General features: G+C 72.7%; 16 protein-coding genes. 10 read left to right on the top strand and 6 right to left on the bottom strand.

Annotated elements, in window-relative coordinates; all coding sequences use genetic code 11:
* Positions 1-2 precede the first annotated feature (2 nt).
* From ACFWYW_RS41600 to ACFWYW_RS41580, 5 genes are all read right to left on the bottom strand, one after another.
* Complete coding sequence (locus ACFWYW_RS41600; protein ID WP_379612689.1) at positions 3-1094, bottom strand: DUF917 domain-containing protein; 1092 nt, start codon at positions 1092-1094, stop codon at positions 3-5.
* Entirely contained in the window at positions 1079-2665 is a 1587-nt protein-coding gene (locus tag ACFWYW_RS41595; protein ID WP_379612690.1) for a hydantoinase/oxoprolinase N-terminal domain-containing protein, read from the bottom strand. The genes ACFWYW_RS41600 and ACFWYW_RS41595 overlap by 16 nt, the downstream gene beginning before the upstream one ends.
* Before the next feature lie 46 nt (positions 2666-2711).
* Positions 2712-4046 (bottom strand): purine-cytosine permease family protein, encoded by a 1335-nt coding sequence (locus ACFWYW_RS41590; protein WP_379612691.1) that lies wholly within the window; start codon positions 4044-4046, stop codon positions 2712-2714.
* A 186-nt stretch (positions 4047-4232) separates the two neighbouring features.
* Positions 4233-4649, bottom strand: coding sequence for a hypothetical protein (locus ACFWYW_RS41585; RefSeq protein ID WP_379612692.1), 417 nt, complete (start codon positions 4647-4649; stop codon positions 4233-4235).
* 153 nt (positions 4650-4802) lie between these two features.
* A complete protein-coding gene (locus ACFWYW_RS41580; RefSeq protein ID WP_379612693.1) occupies positions 4803-4925 on the bottom strand; it encodes a hypothetical protein in 123 nt (40 codons plus the stop codon).
* 222 nt (positions 4926-5147) lie between these two features.
* On the opposite strand from ACFWYW_RS41580, the gene ACFWYW_RS41575 reads away from it, so the two are divergent.
* The 10 genes from ACFWYW_RS41575 (at position 5148) to ACFWYW_RS41530 (ending at position 16593) form a co-directional block, all read left to right on the top strand.
* Positions 5148-6071 (top strand): SMP-30/gluconolactonase/LRE family protein, encoded by a 924-nt coding sequence (locus ACFWYW_RS41575; RefSeq protein WP_379612694.1) that lies wholly within the window; start codon positions 5148-5150, stop codon positions 6069-6071.
* Positions 6072-6440: 369 nt separating this feature from the next.
* Positions 6441-7031, top strand: coding sequence for a TetR/AcrR family transcriptional regulator (locus ACFWYW_RS41570; RefSeq protein WP_379612695.1), 591 nt, complete (start codon positions 6441-6443; stop codon positions 7029-7031).
* 75 nt (positions 7032-7106) lie between these two features.
* Positions 7107-8153, top strand: a complete 1047-nt coding sequence (locus ACFWYW_RS41565) for an ABC transporter substrate-binding protein (RefSeq protein ID WP_379612696.1) — start codon at positions 7107-7109, stop codon at positions 8151-8153.
* Positions 8150-8974 carry an ABC transporter permease gene (locus tag ACFWYW_RS41560; RefSeq protein WP_379612697.1) on the top strand — a complete coding sequence of 275 codons (825 nt, stop codon included), beginning with the start codon at positions 8150-8152 and terminating at the stop codon, positions 8972-8974. The genes ACFWYW_RS41565 and ACFWYW_RS41560 overlap by 4 nt, the downstream gene beginning before the upstream one ends.
* The gene (locus tag ACFWYW_RS41555) at positions 8971-9747 is read left to right on the top strand and encodes an ABC transporter permease (RefSeq protein WP_379612698.1); all 777 of its coding nucleotides are present in this window, start codon (positions 8971-8973) and stop codon (positions 9745-9747) included. Before ACFWYW_RS41560 ends, ACFWYW_RS41555 begins: the two co-directional genes overlap by 4 nt.
* Entirely contained in the window at positions 9744-10715 is a 972-nt protein-coding gene (locus tag ACFWYW_RS41550) for an ABC transporter ATP-binding protein (RefSeq protein ID WP_379612699.1), read from the top strand. The genes ACFWYW_RS41555 and ACFWYW_RS41550 overlap by 4 nt, the downstream gene beginning before the upstream one ends.
* A 7-nt stretch (positions 10716-10722) precedes the next feature.
* Positions 10723-11883, top strand: a complete 1161-nt coding sequence (locus ACFWYW_RS41545; RefSeq protein ID WP_379612700.1) for an acyl-CoA dehydrogenase family protein — start codon at positions 10723-10725, stop codon at positions 11881-11883.
* Complete coding sequence (locus tag ACFWYW_RS41540; RefSeq protein ID WP_379612701.1) at positions 11880-13877, top strand: acetate--CoA ligase family protein; 1998 nt, start codon at positions 11880-11882, stop codon at positions 13875-13877. Before ACFWYW_RS41545 ends, ACFWYW_RS41540 begins: the two co-directional genes overlap by 4 nt.
* Positions 13874-15451, top strand: coding sequence for a thiamine pyrophosphate-binding protein (locus tag ACFWYW_RS41535; RefSeq protein ID WP_379612702.1), 1578 nt, complete (start codon positions 13874-13876; stop codon positions 15449-15451). Before ACFWYW_RS41540 ends, ACFWYW_RS41535 begins: the two co-directional genes overlap by 4 nt.
* Positions 15448-16593 (top strand): Glu/Leu/Phe/Val dehydrogenase dimerization domain-containing protein, encoded by a 1146-nt coding sequence (locus tag ACFWYW_RS41530; RefSeq protein ID WP_379612703.1) that lies wholly within the window; start codon positions 15448-15450, stop codon positions 16591-16593. Before ACFWYW_RS41535 ends, ACFWYW_RS41530 begins: the two co-directional genes overlap by 4 nt.
* Before the next feature lie 226 nt (positions 16594-16819).
* Here ACFWYW_RS41530 and ACFWYW_RS41525 read toward each other — a convergent pair whose 3' ends face one another.
* A complete protein-coding gene (locus tag ACFWYW_RS41525; RefSeq protein WP_379612704.1) occupies positions 16820-17971 on the bottom strand; it encodes a DUF418 domain-containing protein in 1152 nt (383 codons plus the stop codon).
* Between the last annotated feature and the right edge of the window lie 66 nt (positions 17972-18037).

The raw sequence follows: 18037 nt of genomic DNA, 5'->3' as shown, positions 1-18037 counted from the left end.
GGTCACAGATCTTCCAGCAGGACGTACGGGTCGGGCAGGCCGAAGCCCGCGGGGCCGAAGCAGGCCAGGGCTTCCGGGCTGCGCATGATCGGCGGGGTGGAGATGCCGTAGACGGTCAGGCGCTGGCCGTAGGCGAGGGACTCGGTGGGGATGGGCGCGCCCGACTCGGTGTTGAGCGTGCAGATGAGGTCGGGGACGATGGCGACCATCGTGCCGTTGCGGCGGGCGACGAGGTGCTCGTTCTGGAAGGTGATCTCCAGGACGTCGCCGGGGTCGCCGGTCGCCTCCAGCCTGGCCGTGCCGCGGGCGAAGCCGTCCACGGTGCGGCGTTCGACGTCGACGACCTTGCCGTGGAACAGGACCGTGCCGAGGCTGTAGATCGTGCCGGCGAGCATTTTGGTGAGGGCGTCGAAGGGGTCGGCGTGGGTGGCGCGGGCCTCGCGCAACGTCTCGCCGATGCGGCGGCAGAGCGTCAGCGTGCCGTGGACGGAGGTACGCCGGACCTCGGCCGTGTCCATCGGGTAGTCGCTGATGTAGGAGGCGCCGCCCATCTGGATGGTCAGCGCGCGGGCGAGCTGTTCCATGCGCTTGTTGTCACCGGCGGTGATGATGGCGGTGTCGCCGTGGTCGGAGGCGATGGCCATGGGCGAGCCGGACACGCCCAGCACGCCGAAGGTCTGCATCTGGAGCTCGGGGAAGGCCCGTCCCATGCCGTCGGCGTCGACCACGGGCAGGCCGAGCTGGGCGGCGAGCATGAGCGGGATCATGCTGTTCAGGCCGCCGCACTCGGTCGGCATGACGGCGTGAGCCGTACGCCCGAGATGCCTTTCCAGGGCGCGGAACGCGGCCGCGTTGCCGTCGCCGGACGGGAGCTTTTCCACGAACACCGTCGGAGCGCCCATCATCGACGACGGCAGCACGAGCGCGCCGTCGGGCAGCTCGTCGGCGCCGATGATGTGCACGGTACGGCCCGCCGCCATCTCCTTCTCCACCAGCAGGCGCCCGATGTAGGGGTCTCCACCGCCGCCGGTGCCCAGGACGGCGGCCCCTTCCGCCAGGTCGTGCAAACCCTGCGGGGTCAGGTCGTAGCCCACTGGGGCGCCTCCTTCGGGGTGCGGCCGAGGTCGAGGTCGCCGACGGCGCGGACGATGACGCGCACGGCGTTGCCGGGCAGGTAGTTGACGTGGATCTCGTCCACGTGCACGACCTGGACGCTCGCGGGTGCGGCACCCGCCGAGACGGCCAGGTCGATCGCCTCGGCACGCGCCTGGCCGAGGACGTCGGCGCGGGTGAGCTGGGGGCCGGTGAGGAACAGGCGGTCGACCTCGCCGCCGATCTGGCCGATGGCGGCGCCGATGGCGTTGGCGACGCCGTGGTGCTCGGGGATGCGTACCTCCGGGACGCCGGGCAGGCCGGGCGGCATGAGGATGCTGCCGCCGCCGACGATGACGACGGGCAGCGGCTCGGCGCTCAGGCGCATCCGGTCGACGAGACCCGCCACCCGATCGGCCATCCACGCCACTCCGCGCCGGACCAGATCCCGGTCCAGGCGGCTGACGAGCGCCGGGTCTCCGAGCTCGGCCAGGCCGGCGGCGACGGCCAGGTCGGTGGCGGTGAGGGTGTCGCCGCCGAAGACCAGGGCCTGCTCGGTGAGCCGGTAGCCGACCGAGTCGGGGCCGATCCGCAGGCCGGGATCGAGGGTGACGCGGCTGCCGCCGCCCAGGCCGACGGAGATGACGTCGGGCATGCGGAAGTTGGTGCGTACGCCCGCGATGTCCACATCGGTGCTGGCCTGGCGCGGGTAGCCGCCGGTCAGCACGCCGACGTCGGCGGTGGTACCGCCGATGTCGACCACGGCGGCGTCGGTGACGTCGGCCAGGAAGGCGGCGCCGCGCATGCTGTTGGTGGGGCCGCTGGCGAAGGTTCTGACGGGGTATCTGCGCGTGTACTCGGCGTCCATGAGGGTGCCGTCGTTCTGCGACAGGAACAGCGGGGCGCGCACCCCGACGGCGGTGAGCGCGCCGGTGAAGGCGTCGACGATCTCGTCGGCCAGGTCGAGCAGGCAGGCGTTGACGATCGTGGCCGACTCCCGTTCGAGCAGCCGGATGCGGCCGATCTGGTGGGACAGGCTCACCCGCAGGTGCGGCAGTTCGGCGCGCAGGATGTCGGCGGCGGTCAGTTCCGCCTCGGCGGTGACGGGCGAGAAGACCGAGCTGATCGCCACCGTGGTGATGTCGCGGGCGGCCAGGTCTGCGGCGGCCCGCTTGAGCTCGTCGGGCTTCAACGGCGAGATGGGACGGCCGTCGACCTCGTGCCCGCCGTGACACATGTGCACGCTCGGACGGATGGCCGCGATCAGCTCGGCCGGCCAGTCGGAGGTGGGCGGCAGCGCGGCGGTCGCGGGCAGCGCGAGCCGTACGACGCCGGTGCGGGCCAGGCGGCGGCGGGTGACGAGCGCGTTGGTGAAGTGGGTGGTGCCGATCATGACGGCGGTGACCTGGCCACGGTCGAGGTTGTGGCTGTCCAGCAGGTCGGTCAGCGCCGTGACGACGCCGCGGGTCACGTCGGCGGTCGTCGCCGTCTTGATCGTGGCCACGACGTTCATGGCCGGGTCGAGGAGGACGGCGTCGGTGTGGGTGCCGCCCACGTCGATGCCTATGCGCACGGTGCGGTGCTCCTGTCTGTGGGAAGGCCGGGGTACGGCGCCGCGCTCATGCGGCGGATGCCCGGTTGGAGCCGGTCAGCCCTGCCTTGCCGGCCAGGGCGTACAGGACGAAGGCGGCCAGCAGCGCGTTGAGCGCCGGGATGCCCCAGGTGACGTAGTGGCCGATGAGCGCGGCGGCCACCCAGACGGCCAGCGCCGCCGGCGCCCAGCCGGGCGAGCGCGCGGGCAGGGCGCCCTGCTCGCGGGAGGTGTCCAGGACGGCCCGCCACGTGCGGACGACGTAGTACTCGGCCACCATGATCCCGGCGATCGGCGGGATCGCCACGCCGAGCAGGATGAGGAAGCCGACCAGGTGATCGGCCATGCCGAGGGCGGCCAGCGCGGTGCCGACCACGCCGAGCCCGACGGTGACCGCGGCCCGCCCGGCCTTGAGGCCGAACGCGGTGTAGAGGGTGTTGGTGACGCCCAGGCTGGCGGCGTACAGGTTCCAGTCGTTGACCTTCGCCGTCGCGGTGATCAGCACGAGCACGCCGACCGTGCCGGAGGTGGTGGTGACGATGGTGACGACGTCGCCGGTACGCAGCGCGTGGGCCAGCAGGACGCCGACGAGCGCGAGCACGTACTCGCCCAGGGAGATGCCGAGGACGGTCTGCTTGACGACGTCGGCGGCGTTGCGGTTGAAGCGGCACATGTCCGGCGAGATGACCGCGCCGACGATGAACCCGCCCGCGACCAGGGTCGCGCCCTGGGCCAGGCTCATCGCCGGGCCCGCCGGGCTGGAGGCGATGAGCTCGCCGAGCGGGCGCTGGGCCAGTTCGACCGCGATGGCCCAGCCGGCCAGCGCCAGGAACGCCGGGACGGTGATCCACGCGGTCCAGGCCATGCCGGCGAAGCCGTGCACGACGATCGCGGTGATGGCCAGGCCGCCGGCGATCGCCCAGATCCAGGCCGGTGAGCCGCCGAGCAGGCCGGAAACGCCCCTGGCCAGCACGGCGGTCTGGACGCCGAACCAGCCGAGCAGCGCGGTGGCGATGACCAGGCCGACCAGGCCGGAGCCGTACCGGCCGAAACCGGCCCAGCGCGCCAGCAGGCTGGTCGACAGGCCCTCGCGCATGCCGGCGATGCCGAGCGCGATCGCGACCAGTTCCAGGATGGCGGCGCCCAGGGTGACGGCGAGCACGGCCTGCCAGAACGTCATGCCGAGACCGAGGGTGGCGCCCAGCAGGAACTGCGACAGTGCGCTGAGCAGGCCGAAGCGCTGGACGGCGATGGTCATCCAGCCGTAGCGGGCCGACGCGGGGACGCGCTCAAGGGCGTAGTCCTCGCGGGCCAGGCCGGTGTCGGGGGGTAAGGCCGCCTCGGCGGTTGGGGGGTGCGACATCGGTGATCCCTTCCGGGTGATGTGCCAGCGGATATGCCGACGCTAGAGAAGAGATCGCGATATCAAAAGGGGCACGTCGCTCGGGAGCGTTCCGGGATCTTCGGATGGAACTGGTCGAGGCACGTCCCGATGCGGGACGCGCACGCCTGCCGCCCGGTCGCGGCCGTGGCGGTGGCGTGGATTGACTTACTTGACGAGCCAGAGCTTCTTGCCGCAGTTGTCGAACTTGCCCGCCCAGCAGGTGTAGGTGAACAGCTTCTTGATGCCGCGCAGCTCGAACTGGCGGGTGCCGGTGACGCCGTCCCACGCGGTGACGCGGCTCTTCCACTGGCCGTTCTTCTGGTAGCGGAACCAGGCGTAGCCCTTCTTGCCGCCGACCTTGTCGAAGCCCTTCCAGCTGATCCGCCACGCGCCGGGGCCGGTCTTCTGGACGACGCCGCGGGTGTAGGCCTTGCCGTCGCTGGAGAACAGCTTCTTCCAGACCACGATGCCCGACTGGCTCTGTGCGGCGGTGGTGGCGCTCTGCGCGTTGGCGGCGGGCGCGATGGCCAGACCGGCGGCGATGGAACCGGCGATGGCGGTGGTGGCGAGAAGCTTACGCATGATTCCTGACTCCCATCAGTGGTGGTGCCGGTGTTGTCCGGCAACGCAAAACTTAGGAAGGATCGGGGGCGACATCCGCGTACAAATCCACACATGGCGAAAGAACTTTCGTGTCTGGTGAACGGCTTGCGTCCGGGATGGTGGCGACCGCCCTCACGCGGTCGAGGTGGGGAGGCGTGGGATGGCGGAGCCGGGGTCGGTGCCGGCGACGGCCGGCCCGATGACGAAACCCGCGACCTCCTTGAGCTGGCGGGCGCGATCCAGCGGGCCCAGCACGGCTGGGACCCCGCCGGCATCACGAACCAGGTCGCCGACGACGCGCAACGCCCGCTGGTCGTCACCGTGACGGGGGATTCGCCACCGGCGCCGGTCCACTGGAGAGGAAGACGTTGAAGGCCTTCACCCGCCGAGGATGCGTTCCTCACCACCTCCCGGCACTTGCGCACGGCGCCCGGCGATCTAGCGTGGGTCCCGAGACGATTGGAAAGAGGGCATCAGATGCTGCCAACCATCAGGCTCCTTTGCGCGATTGTCACCACGCTCGTCCTGGCCGGCGCCACCGGCGGCCCCGCCGGAGCGGCCACCGACCGGGAGTTACCCGAGTCGATCCCACTGCCCAACGGCTTCCGGCCCGAGGGCATCGCCATCGGCTCCGGCCCGCTCGCCTACTTCGGCTCGCTGGCGAACGGTTCCATCTACCGGGCCGACCTGCGTACCGGGCGCGGCGCGATCATCAGCGAGGGTCCCGGCACCCCGTCCGTCGGGATGAAGATCGACGGGCGCGGACGCCTGTTCGTGGCGGGCGGCACGGCCGGGGACGCCCGCGTCATCGACACCCGCACCGGCCGGGTCCTGGCCTCCTACCGGCTGGCCACCGGCGCCGGGTTCGTCAACGACGTCATCCTCACCCGCGACGCCGCGTGGTTCACCGACTCCGCCAACCCCGTGCTCTACAAGCTGCCCCTGCGCGGCGGACGACTGCCCGCCGACGTGGTGCGGGTCCCGCTCACGGGAGATCTGGTGTACGGCACCGGCATCAACGCCAACGGCATCGCCGCGACCCCCGACGGCCGGGGCCTGATCGTCGTGCAGTCGAACACCGGCGGCCTGTTCCGCGTGGACGGCTCCGGCGCCACCTCCCGGATCGACCTGCACGGCGAGTCGCTGCCGCAGGGCGACGGCCTGCTGCTGCGCGGCCGGACCCTGTACGCGGTGCAGAACCGCATCAACACCGTGGCCGTCCTGCGGCTGAACGCGGCGGGGACCGAGGGCCGTGTGGTCCGGCGGGTGACCAGCGCCCTGTTCGACGTGCCGACGACGGTGGCCGCCTTCGGGTCCCGCCTGTATCTGCCCAACGCCCGCTTCACCACCCCGCCGGCCCCCGACACGCCGTACAACGCCGTCGCCATCCCCCGCCCCTGACCCGGCCCTGACCCGGCCCGCCAGCCTCGGGCACCACAGCCCGGCACCCGAACGTCACCATGCCCACACACGCGGCGCCCCCGACCACCCGGCTCACGCGAGGCCGGAGGCGCGTAGCGCGAAACGCGAAACGCGAGGCACGAGGCGCGAGACGCGGGGCACGGGGCGCGAAGCGCGGGGCGCGGGGCGGGGCTCCGTGGCCTGCTCGGGATCTGGGCCGGGTTGGCGGGAGCCGGGGTTGCGTATGGTGTGGCAGGCCTTGGGGTGACGACAGCGTGGGAATAACTGGTTGGTAGGCCAGTTATCTTTGCGGAGGCACCCCAACGGCTAAGGTGCGGGTGATCGCCGTAACGTCCCCAGGAGATGCCCATGCCACGTCCCAGCGTCGAGGCCGAGCGCCGCGCCCAGATCCTGCGGGCCACCTGCGAGGTCCTCGCCGAGGTGGGCCTGAGGGCGCTGCGCGTCTCCGACGTGGCCGAACGGGCCGGCACGAGCAACGGCACCGTGCACTACTACTTCGCCAACAAGCGCGAGGTGGTGCACGCCGCCTTCGACGACAACTTCACCCGCTCGATCGAACGCCGCCGCCCGATCTTCGACAGCGGCGAGGATCCGAAGGCGCGGCTCCGGGCGTTCGTACGCTCGTATCTGCCCGACAGTCCGGAGACCGTGCAGGCGTGGCGGGTCTGGATGGAGCTCTGGAGCGAGGCGCTGCGCGAGCCGGAGCTCCAGGATCTCAACGAGCGGGTCTACGGCGAGTGGCGGCGCATCGTGGCCGCGGTGATCCGGGACGGCCAGGCCCAGGGGATGCTGCGCGCGGGTGACGCGGTCGAGCTGGCCAACCAGCTCATCGGCATGATCGACGGCCTGGCGATCCAGGTTCTGGTGGGCTCGCGGAGCATGACGGTGGCGCGCATGAGCGAGGTCTGCGACGCGTTCCTGCGCGATCTGGAGTCCTGACCCGTTGACATCCCGGGTGACGTGCGCCACAGTGCTCCATTAATAACTGGCTCGCCAGTCAATTATGGAGGCGGCATGTCGCGTCGGACTATGGTGGCCGCGGTGGCCGGCCTGCTGGCGCTCACCGCGTGCGGTGGCGGTGCGGGCGGCGCGTCCGCCAAGGAGCTCACGGTCGTCATGTGGGGAGGCGACGACCAGAAGAAGTCCGTCGCCGCGTGGATCGAGCCGTGGGCCAAGAGCAAGGGCGTCACGGTCAAGCAGGACTCCCCCACCGACTACGCGAAGTTCCGCGCGCAGGTGGAGTCGAAGAAGGTCAGCTGGGGCGCGGTCGAGGTCGAGCCCAACTTCGCGGTCACCGCCTGCCAGAACGGCTGGGCGGTCAAGCTCGACAAGGCCAAGGTCGACACCTCGATGGTCAAGCCGGAGTTGGTCGGCGACTGCGCCGCCCCCGTGCTGGAGTACGCCTTCACCATCGCCTACAACACCAAGACCTTCACCGCCGCCAACCACCCGAAGACCTGGGCCGAGTTCTTCGACACCGCGAAGTTCCCCGGCAAGCGCGGCTTCTGGAAGTACGCCACCGGCGCCGTCTTCGAGGCCGCGCTCCTGGCCGACGGCGTCCCGAAGGACAAGCTCTACCCGCTCGACATCGACCGCGCCTTCCGCAAGCTCGACACCATCAAGAAGGACATCGTCTTCTACGAGACCGGCGAGCAGCAGCAACAGCTCATCTCCAGCGGCGAGACCCCGCTCATCCAGGCGTGGAACGGCCGGATCTTCGCCGCCGCCAAGGACGGCCAGCCGGTCGCCAACGAGTGGAACGAGCACTTCCTGTCCTACGACCAGCTCGTCATCCCCGCCGGATACCCGCGCGCCGACCTGGCGATGGAGTGGCTCAACCACTTCCTGGCCGACACCAAGGGCCAGGCCCAGTACGCCAACCAGTCCGCGTACGCGCCGGTCAACGACAAGGCGCTGCCGCTGGTCGATCCCGAGGTGCGCAAGGAGCTGCCGACCGACCCGGCGAACGAGAAGAAGCGGGCGGCGATCATCGACTACACCTACTGGGCCGCCAATTACGACAAGGTCACCGAGCGGTTCAACGAGTGGATGGCCAGGTGACGCGCAGGCTCGGGGACGGGTGGGGGGCGCTGGTCCTGCCGCTGGCGGCGTTCCTGCTGATCGTCTTCGTCTATCCGCTCGCCTCGGTGCTGGCGCGCAGCCTCACCGATCCTGAGCCCGGCCTCGGCAACTACGCCGCGTTCTTCGGCTCGCCGGTCTACCTGGACGTGCTGGGCAACACCTTCGTCACCGCCGGGCTGGTTACGCTGGTGACGTTGCTGCTCGGCTTCCCGTACGCGTACCTGATGACGGTGGCGCGGCCGTTCTGGCGGGGCGTGCTGATGGCGGCGGTGCTGGTGCCGTTCTGGACCAGCCTGCTGGTGCGCACGTTCGCGTGGGTGCTGCTGCTGCGCGACACCGGCGTGGTCAACGCGCTCATCCCCGGCGAGCCGGTGCCGCTACTGCGCAACCTCGCCGGCATCACGATCGGCATGGTCCAGGTGATGCTGCCGTTCGCGGTGCTGCCGATGTACGCGACGATGCGCGGCATCGACCGCCGCCTGCTGCGGGCCGCCGAAGGGCTCGGCGCCACGCCGGTCTTCGCGTTCTGGCGGGTGTACGCGCCGCTCGCGCTGCCGGGCGTGGCCGCCGCGCTGCTGCTGGTGTTCGTCTCGACGCTCGGCTTCTACGTCACGCCCGCGCTGCTCGGCGGGCCCAAGGACGTGATGATCGGCGAGCTGATCGTGCAGCAGCTTTCCGGCGTGCTGCGCTGGGGGTTCGCCTCCGCGCTGGCCGTCATCCTGCTGCTGGTGACCGGCACGCTGCTGCTGGTCGCCTCGCGGCTCGTCGACCTGCGCAAGATGATCGGCAGCGGCTCGTGAGGCCCGGCCGGGCCGCGCTGTGGGTGCTGGCCGCGCTCACCGCCGTCTACCTGGTGCTGCCGGTCTTCATCGTGATCCCGACCTCGTTCTCGGCCAGCTCCTTCCTGGAGTTCCCGCCCAAGGAGTGGTCGGGACGCTGGTACGAGAACTTCTTCACCGACCCGGTCTGGCTGGACAGCGCGCTGGCGAGCCTGCGCGTGGCCGTCCTGGTGACGTTGCTCTCCCTGGTCCTGGGTACGGCTGCCGCGCTCGGCATGGTCCGGGGCCGTTACCGGCTGCGGGCGCTGGTCTCCGGGCTGGTGATGGCGCCGGTGCTGGTGCCGTACGTGATCGTCGGGCTGGCGGTGTACGCGACCTTCCTGGAGCTGGGGCTGACCCAGACCACGCTCGGTTTCGTGCTCGTGCACACGGCGCTGGCGGTGCCGTACGTGGTGATCACGGTGTCCTCGTCGCTGGTCTCCTTCGACCGGCGGCTGGAGCAGGCGGCGATGAGCCTGGGCACGGGTCCGGTCAGCACCTTCGCCAGGGTGACGCTGCCGCTCATCGCGCCGGGGCTGGCCGGCGGCGCGGTCTTCGCCTTCGTCACCTCCTTCGACGAGGTGGTGACCGGTGTGTTCCTGTCGGGGCCCGACCTGACGACGCTGCCGGTGCAGATGTGGTCGGGCGTGCGCGTGCAGATCGACCCGACGGTGGCGGCGGTCTCGACCATGTTGCTGCTGGTGACGCTGGCCGTGTTCGCCACCGCCGGGCTCTTGAGACGGAGGAAGTCATGACAGGCGCCGTGGACGTGCGGGCCGTGACCAAGCGCTACCCGGGCTCGCTCGCGCTGGACGAGGTGTCGCTGCACGTGGCGGCGGGCGAGTTCATGACGTTGCTGGGCAGTAGCGGGTCGGGCAAGTCGACGCTGCTCAACGTGGTCGCCGGGTTCACCGAGCCGACCTCGGGCAGCGTGCTCGTGGACGGCGCCGACATCACCGGCGTGCCGCCGCACCGGCGCGAGCTCGGCATGGTCTTCCAGCACTACGCGCTGTTCCCGCACATGAACGTCTTCGAGAACGTCGCCTTCCCGCTGCGCCGGCGCAAGGTCAGGGGCGCGGAGCTGCGCCGCCGGGTGCGCGACGCGCTGGAGGTGGTCGAACTGGGCGCGCTCGGCGAGCGGCGCCCCTCCCAGCTGTCCGGCGGCCAGCAGCAGCGGGTGGCGCTGGCCCGCGCGATCGTCTTCCGGCCCCGGGTGCTGCTCATGGACGAGCCGCTCGGCGCGCTGGACAAGCGCCTGCGCGAGCAGCTCCAGCTGGAGATCAAACGGCTGCACCGCGAGCTCGGCATCACCTTCGTCTTCGTCACCCACGACCAGGAGGAGGCGCTGACCATGTCCGACCGGGTCGCGCTGCTGCGCGAGGGCCGGATCGTGCAGGTCGGCACGCCGCAGGAGCTGTACGAGAGACCCGCCTCCCGGTACGTGGCCGAGTTCCTGGGCGAGTCCAACCTGCTGGACGAGGACGGCGGCCTGCTGCTCGTGCGCCCGCAGCACCTGCGGATCGGCCCGCCGGACGGCCCCGGCCTGCGGGCCGTGGTCCGCGAGGTGATCTACGTGGGCGGCGGGCTGCGCATCGAGGTCGAACGGCCCGGCGGGCAGCGCCTGGTCGCCCGCACCGCCGTACGGCCGAATGAGCCGCCGCGCCCAGGCGACGAGGTCGTCGCGCACTGGAGCGAGCACGACAGCGTCAACGTCCCCGCATAGGAGAGCCATGCGTGCCATCACTGACGGCTTCGAGCTGACCGGCGAGCAGCGCGACTTCGTGGCGCTGGCCCGCGACTTCGCGCTGCGCGAGATCCGGCCGAGAGCCCGCGAGGTCGACGACGCCGACCACGAGTCGCCGCTGGACCTGTGGGAGAAGGCGGCCAAGCTGGGGCTGACCTCGTTCATGCTGCCCGAGGAGTACGGCGGGGGCGGCGTCACCGACCTCGTCACCCAGGCGCTGGTCACCGAGGAGCTGTGCTACGGCGACATCGGCATCGGCAACCTGCTGACCTCCAACGGCTTCTTCGCCGGCCCGGTCGGGACGCTCGGCACGCCCGAGCAGAAGGAACGCTGGCTGCGCCCCCTGACCGGCGGCGACCCGCCCATGACCGCGCTGGCGGTGACCGAGCCGGGCGTGGGCTCCGACGCCGCCGCGCTGACGACCAGGGCCGAGCGCGACGGGTCCGGCTACGTGCTGACCGGGCAGAAGACGTGGATCTCGAACGCGCCCTACGCCCGCTGGATCGTCGTGTTCGCCACGGTGGCGCCGGGTTCGCGCTCGCGCGGCGTGAGCGCGTTCGTGATCGAGCGTGACACGCCGGGCCTGCGCGTCGGCCGCGCGCTGCCCAAGATGGGCCAGCGCGCGATCGTCAGCGCCGAGGTGTTCCTGGACGGCGTGCGCGTCCCGGCCGAGCACCGCCTCGGCGAGGAGGGCCAGGGCTTCTACGGCCTGATGCGCACCTTCGACGCCTCCCGGATCCTGATCGCGGCGGCCTGCACCGGCCTGTCGCGGGCGGCGCTGGACGCCGCGCTCGACTACGCGAAGGAGCGCGAGCAGTTCGGCGTGCCGATCATCCGGCACCAGGCGGTCGCCTTCCGGCTGGCCGACATGGCGGCCAAGACCGACGCCTCCCGGCTGCTCACCTGGCGGGCCGCCCGCGTGCACGACAGCGGCCGGCCATGCGCCGAGGAGGCGGCCATCGCCAAGCTGACCGCCTCGGAGAACGCCATGTGGTGCGCCTGGGCCGCCCTGCAGACCCACGGCGGCTGGGGGTACTCGCGCGAGTTCCTGCTGGAGAAGTGGATGCGCGACGCCAAGCTGGAGGAGATCGAGGAAGGCACCTCCGACATCCAGCGGCTCATCATCTCCCGGTCGCTGGCCCGATGAGGGTCTTCTCCGATCCGGCCTCCGTCGCCGTCGTCGGCGCCTCCGCCAACCCGGCCAAGTGGGGCTACTGGCTGGCCAGAGGCGCGCTGCGCGGCTCACACCGGCGCAAGGTGCACCTGGTCAGCCGGTCGGGCGCGGTGGTGGACGGAGTGCGGGCCGTACCCGGGCTGCGCGCGCTGGCCGAGCCGCCCGAGCTGGCCGTGCTGTGCACGCCCGCCGCGGCGCTGCCCGCGCTCGTGGACGAGGCGCTGGAGCTGGGCGTGAAGGGGTTCGTCGGCATCACCGCCGGTCTGCCGCCCGCCGAGGAGGCGGAGCTGGCCGAGCGGGTACGGCGGGCGGGGGCGCGCCTCATCGGCCCCAACTGCCTGGGCATCTACGACGCGTCCGCCGCGCTGGAGCTGGCCTGGGGCACGTTCTCGCCGGGGGCGCTCGGCATCGTCTCGCAGTCGGGGCAGCTCGGCCTGGAGCTGGCCGGCCTGGCCGGGGAGGCGGGCATCGGGGTGTCGCGGTTCGTGTCGGTCGGCAACCAGGCCGACGTCACCGCGGTCGAGGTCCTGGACGACCTGGCCGGGCACGCGGCCACCCGGGTGGTCGTGGTCTACCTGGAGAGCTTCGGCGACGGGCGGGCCCTGGTGCGCACGCTGGCCGCGCTGCGCTCGGCGGGCAAGCCGGTGATCGTGCTGACCGTCGGAGCCAGCGACGCCGGGCGCGCGGCGGCGCGCTCGCACACCGGCTCGCTCACCGCCGGGACCGCCGTGGTCGAGGCCGCCTGCCGGGCCGCGGGCGCCATCCTGACCCGCACGCCCGCGCAGGCGGTCGACCTGGCCCAGCTTCTGCTCGACGCGCCCGCGCCGGTCGGGCGGCGGGTGGCCGTCGTCGGCGACAGCGGCGGGCAGGGCGCGCTGGCCGCCGACCTGCTCAGCGCGGCCGGGCTCGCGGTGCCCGCTCTCGGCGCCGCCGCCCTCCGCGTGGCCGCGCTGCTGCCGCCGGGCGCGGCCGTACGCAACCCGATCGACCTGGCGGGGGCGGGTGAGCGCGACCTGTCCACCTACGCGAAGCTGGTCGGAGTGCTGCTGGACAGCGGGGAGGTGGACAGCGTGGTGCTCACCGGCTATTTCGGCTCCTACGGGGCGGACGCGCCGTCGCTTCTCGGGCGCGAGCTGGCCGTGGTCGACACGCTCGGCTCGCTGGTGCGCGAGCACGGGCGCACGGTGGTGGTGCACAGCATGTGCCGCGACTCGGCCGCCGTCCGCGCGCTGCGCGAGCACAACGTGCCGACCTACGCGACCATCGACCAGGCGGTGGCCTCGCTGGGGCTGGCCACCGACCTGGCCTCGCGCCCCGTCGCGGTTCCGGCCGCCGTCGCCGCCGCGCCGCGGGCCGTCGCGCCCGGCTATCTCGGGGCGCGGGCGTTGTTCGAGTGGTACGGCGTGCCGTACCCGCGGGCGGTCGCGGTCTCCGGGGAACCGCCCGGGGCGGCGGCGGGGCCGTACGTGCTGAAGGCCGGTTGGCTCGCGCACAAGACCGAGTCCGGCGGCGTGGCAGTGGGCCTGCGCGGTCCCGGCGAGGTGGCCGAGGCGCTGGCCGGGATGCGCGAGAGGCTGGGCGCGGGCGAGTACGTGCTGGAGGAGATGGACACGCGCGCCGGGGTCGTCGAGCTGATCGCGGGCGGGCGGCGCGACCCCTCCTTCGGGCCGGTGGTCATGGCCGGGGCCGGGGGGACGTTGAGCGAGTTGTATGAGGATGTCGTGCTCGCGCTGGCGCCGGTGGACGAGGAGCAGGCGCTGGCGATGCTGCGCGGGCTGCGGGCCTACCCGCTGCTGCGCGGCTGGCGCGGCGCGCCCCCGGTGGACGAGGTGGCGGCGGCGCGGGCCGTCGTCGCGGTGTCGCGGGTGATCGCCGAGCAGGAGCACGTCGCCGAGTGCGAGATCAACCCGCTGCGCGCCGGACCGGACGGCGTGCTCGCGGTGGACGCGCTGGTGGTGACCCGATGACCACCATGCCAGCTATTTCCGGCATTTCGGGTGGCGAGGCCGTGGTCAGGGCGCTGGCCGCGCACGGGGTGGACACCGTGTTCGGCATCCCGGGCACCCACAACCTGGAGATCTACCGGCACCTGCCCGCCTACGGGGTACGGCACGTGCTGACCAGGCATGAGCAGGGGGCCGGGTACGCCGCCGACGGGTACGCGCGGGTGAGCGGGCGGCCCGGGGTGGTCCTGGTGACCTCGGGACCGGCCACGCTCAACGCGGCGGCGGCGATCGGGCAGGCCTACTCCGACTCGGTGCCCGTGCTGCTGCTGTCGCCCGGCATGCCGTCCGGGCACGTGGCGGGCGGCGGGTACCTGCACGAGACCCGTGACCAGAGCCGCGCCCTGGACTCGGTGGCCGCCTACAGCCATCGCGTGGGCGGCGTGGCGGCGATCCCGGCCGCGGTGGCCTCGGCGTTCGCGGCGATGACCGGGGGACGGCCGCGCCCGGTGCACCTGGAGATCCCGCTGGACCTCCTGGACAGGCGCGCGGTGGTCGCGGACGTGGCGCCGGTCCAGCCGCCCGTGCGGGTCCCCGGTGCGGCCGAGTTGTCGCAGGCGGCGCGGCTGCTCGCGGGCGCCGCGAGGCCGCTGGTGATCGCGGGCGGCGGCGCGCGGGGCGCGGCGGTGCGCGAGCTCGCCGAGCGGCTGGGGGCGCCGGTCGTGACCAGCGCCAACGGCAAGGGTGTCCTGGCCGAGGACCATCCGCTGGCGCTCGGGGCCGGGCTGCATCTGCCCGCCGTGCGGGATCTCGCGGCGTGGGCCGACGTGGTTCTGGTGGCCGGGTGCGAGCTGGCGCCGTCGGACCTGTGGAACGGGCCGCTGGAGTTCACCGGGGCGGTGGTCCGGGTGGACGTGGACCCGGCCCAGATCGTGACGAACGCCGTGCCGGACGTCGCGCTGGCCGGGGACGCCCCGGCCACGCTCGACCGGCTGGTCCACCTGCTCGGGGACGGCGTGGCCGTACCGCGAGAGGAGGTCGCGCGCTGGCGCGCGCTCAAGGACGGGCAGGCCCGTGCGGAGGGCGCGCGGTGGGAGTGGATCGTGCGCGCGCTGAACTCCGGGCTCGGCCCCGAGGCGGTCGTGGCCGGGGACAGCGCCATGGTCTGCTACTACGGCGCGCTGACCGGGCTGCGCGCGCGTTTCCTCTACCCCACCGGGTACGGCACGCTCGGCTACGGGCTGCCCGCCGCCATCGGCGCCGCGCTGGCCTCGCCGGGACGGGCCGTGGCGGCGCTGATGGGCGACGGCGGCGTGATGTTCACCGTGGCCGAGCTGGCCGCCGCCGCGCAGCTCGGGCTGGCGCTGCCGGTCGTGGTCGTCGACAACGGCGGCTACGGCGAGATCCGCGCCGAGATGGCCGCCCGCGACGACCCCCGGCAGGCCGTGGACCTGCCCTCCCCCGATTTCCCGCTGCTCGCCCGCGCGCTCGGCGCCCGCGGCCTGCGCGCCGACGACGAGACGACGCTGACCTCGGCGCTCAGGGAGGCGCTCACCGCCGACCGGCCCACGCTCATCCACGTGAGGGAGTCCCCATGAGCCTGCTGGAGATCACCTGGACCGACCCCGTCACCGGGCGGCGCGGCTACGTCGTCATCGACAGTCTCGTGCGCGGCGTGGCCAGCGGCGGGCTGCGGCTGCGCGAGGGCTGCACGCTGGAGGAGGTACGCGGGCTGGCGCGCGGCATGTCGCTCAAGGAGGCGCTCGTCTACCGGCCGGGCGACCGGTACATCCCGCTGGGCGGCGCCAAGGGCGGCATCGACGTCGACCCGCTGGACCCGCAGGCCCACGCGGTGCTGAAGCGCTTCTTCACCGCGGTCCTGCCCGTGGTGCGCGCCCAGTGGAACACCGGCGAGGACTTCGGCCTGCGCCAGGACACCCTCGACGAGATCGCCGCCTCCCTCGGCCTTGCCTCCACGGTCGAGGCGGCGTTCGCGCTGCTCGACGAGCCCGGCCGGGCGCGCGAGCGGCTGCGGGCCGCGATGGCGGTGACCGTCGACGGGGTGGCACTGCCGGACCTGGTCGGCGGGTACGGCGTGGCCAGGGCCGCCCTGGAGGTGGCCGGGGCGCGCGGCATCCGGGTGGAGACGGCGGTGGTGCAGGGCTTCGGCTCGATCGGCGGCGCGGCGGCGCGTTACCTCGCGCGGGCCGGGGTGGCCGTGGTCGGCGTCGCCGACCGGGACGGGCTCATGCGCGGCCCGGCCGGCCTCGACGTCGAACGCATGCTCGCCGCCCGCGACACCCACGGCGTCGTGGACCGTGCCGCGCTGCGTCCCGGCGACCACATCGGCGCGCGCGAGGAGTGGCTCGACGTTCCGGCCGACCTGCTGGTGCCCGCGGCCATGTCGTACGTGATCGGGCCCGAGCAGGCCACCCGCGTCCTGGCCCGGCTCGTGGTCGAGGGGGCCAACCTGCCCACGCTGCCGGAGGCCGAGCCGGTCCTGCTGGGCCGTGGCGTACCCGTGGTGCCGGACTTCCTGGCCAACGTGATGACCAATGCCTGGTGGTGGTGGGTGCTGTTCGGCGACATCGAGCCGACGGCCGAGGCCGCCTTCGCCAAGATCGACGTGGTCATGCGGGACCTGGTCGCCGCGGTCACCCGCGACGACCTGCCGTTGCGCAAGGCGGCACTGGGGCTGGCCGAGTCCAACGCCGCCCTGGTCGCCGAACGTTTCGGGTAGCCGGGCTCACCGGGGCGCGTACCGGGGGGAGCCGGGAACCGCCGCCGGCAGCGCTTTGGTGTACGGCTGCGCGGGTGCGGTGAAAACACCTCGCCGTGGTCCCGGCGGAGGGCGGCCAGGAGGTCGAGGATCCGGGCCTGGATCGAGACGTCCAGGGCGGAGACGGGCTCGTCGCAGACCAGGACGTCCGGGTTGGGGGCCGGTCCCGGGCATCCCCGCGGCCGGGCTACCGGTACGACATGCGGCGCACGAGCGACTCGAACGGGCCCCGGTAGCCCTTGCGGTGCATCCAGGCCGCCGCGGGCAGCGAGGCCGCCCAGATGGCGACGGCGACGGCGAGGCTGGCGGCGAAGCTGAGGTCGTCGCGCAGGCCCAGGGTGAACGGGTAGAAGAGGGCCACCCAGATCACCGACTGCGCGAGGTAGAACGTCATCGAACGTTGCCCGAGGGCGGCCAGGGCGGTGCTGAGGCGGCCGTGACTCCGGCCGATGCGGACGGCGGCCAGCCCGATGGCCGCGGCCGCGCCGATGCCGCCGATGTAGCCGGTGAAGCTGTGCGCGGCGTACGTCACCCAGACGACGGGCGTCGCGACGTCGGGCCAGGTGCCGACGGCCAGGAACGCCGCCGGGAGCCGTCCGACGAGCGCGGCGCCGACGCACAGCAGGGCGATCCGCTTCAGGAGAGCCACGTGCTGCCCGGGCTCGTCGAGGATCTTCTTGCGGGCGGCCAGGAGTCCCCATGCCATGCCGGGGATCGCGAAGAGGATGGACACCAGGGTTCTGCCCGGCCAGGCGATGGCGTTGGTGAGCAGGTGCTCGACGAACGTCGGTTCCATGTACTTCGCGATGGTGAACGGCGAGCCTTCCGCGGCCGTGGTGTAGACCTGCACGCTCTGCCAGGTGAGGAAGAGCGCCCCCGGGATCAGGGTCAGCAGGCCCAGCCGCCACAGCACGGCGTCCCGGGCGCGGACGAGGAAGGCGAGGAAGAGCATCGTCACGCCGTAGACCGCGATGACGTCGAACGGCACCAGGACGACCGCGTGCGCCAGCCCGATGACGATGAGCCAGAGGCTGCGCCGGCGGAGCAGGGCGCGCACGGACGGCCACTCGGCGCCGCGCGCGTACTGACGCTGGGCCAGTTGCCCGAGGCCGTAGCCGAACAGGAAGACGAACATCCCGCGGGCCTGGTTGTCGGTGACGAGGGTGGTGAAGAAGTGGGCGATCGTGTTGAGCGCGGCGGATCCGCGCGTCCAGTCGAGCAGGAACTGCGGGGCGTGGGCCAGGGCGATGCCCAGCAGCATGATGCCGCGTGCCAGATCCGGCGCCAGGGATCGGGCGGTCGTGCTGAGGGGAGCCGGCAGGGTGGCGGAGGCGGTCACGCCGGCCCCCGCTCCGAGGCGGACTGATGCATGGTGCGTCTCCTTGTTCTGGGTCTGCCGGCGGAT

It is taken from the genome of Nonomuraea sp. NPDC059023, assembly GCF_042740095.1.
Classification (GTDB): Bacteria; Actinomycetota; Actinomycetes; order Streptosporangiales; family Streptosporangiaceae; genus Nonomuraea.
The sequence above is the reverse complement of the archived record's forward strand: the minus strand, read 5'-3'. Positions and strand labels throughout refer to the sequence as shown.

Coding starts and splice junctions, on each gene's coding strand:
- ACFWYW_RS41590 (WP_379612691.1), bottom strand. CDS start 4,046: ATGTCGCACCCCCCAACCGCCGAGGCGGCCTTACCCCCCGACACCGGC.
- ACFWYW_RS41585 (WP_379612692.1), bottom strand. CDS start 4,649: ATGCGTAAGCTTCTCGCCACCACCGCCATCGCCGGTTCCATCGCCGCC.
- ACFWYW_RS41575 (WP_379612694.1), top strand. CDS start 5,148: ATGCTGCCAACCATCAGGCTCCTTTGCGCGATTGTCACCACGCTCGTC.
- ACFWYW_RS41570 (WP_379612695.1), top strand. CDS start 6,441: ATGCCACGTCCCAGCGTCGAGGCCGAGCGCCGCGCCCAGATCCTGCGG.
- ACFWYW_RS41565 (WP_379612696.1), top strand. CDS start 7,107: ATGTCGCGTCGGACTATGGTGGCCGCGGTGGCCGGCCTGCTGGCGCTC.
- ACFWYW_RS41550 (WP_379612699.1), top strand. CDS start 9,744: ATGACAGGCGCCGTGGACGTGCGGGCCGTGACCAAGCGCTACCCGGGC.
- ACFWYW_RS41545 (WP_379612700.1), top strand. CDS start 10,723: ATGCGTGCCATCACTGACGGCTTCGAGCTGACCGGCGAGCAGCGCGAC.
- ACFWYW_RS41540 (WP_379612701.1), top strand. CDS start 11,880: ATGAGGGTCTTCTCCGATCCGGCCTCCGTCGCCGTCGTCGGCGCCTCC.
- ACFWYW_RS41535 (WP_379612702.1), top strand. CDS start 13,874: ATGACCACCATGCCAGCTATTTCCGGCATTTCGGGTGGCGAGGCCGTG.
- ACFWYW_RS41530 (WP_379612703.1), top strand. CDS start 15,448: ATGAGCCTGCTGGAGATCACCTGGACCGACCCCGTCACCGGGCGGCGC.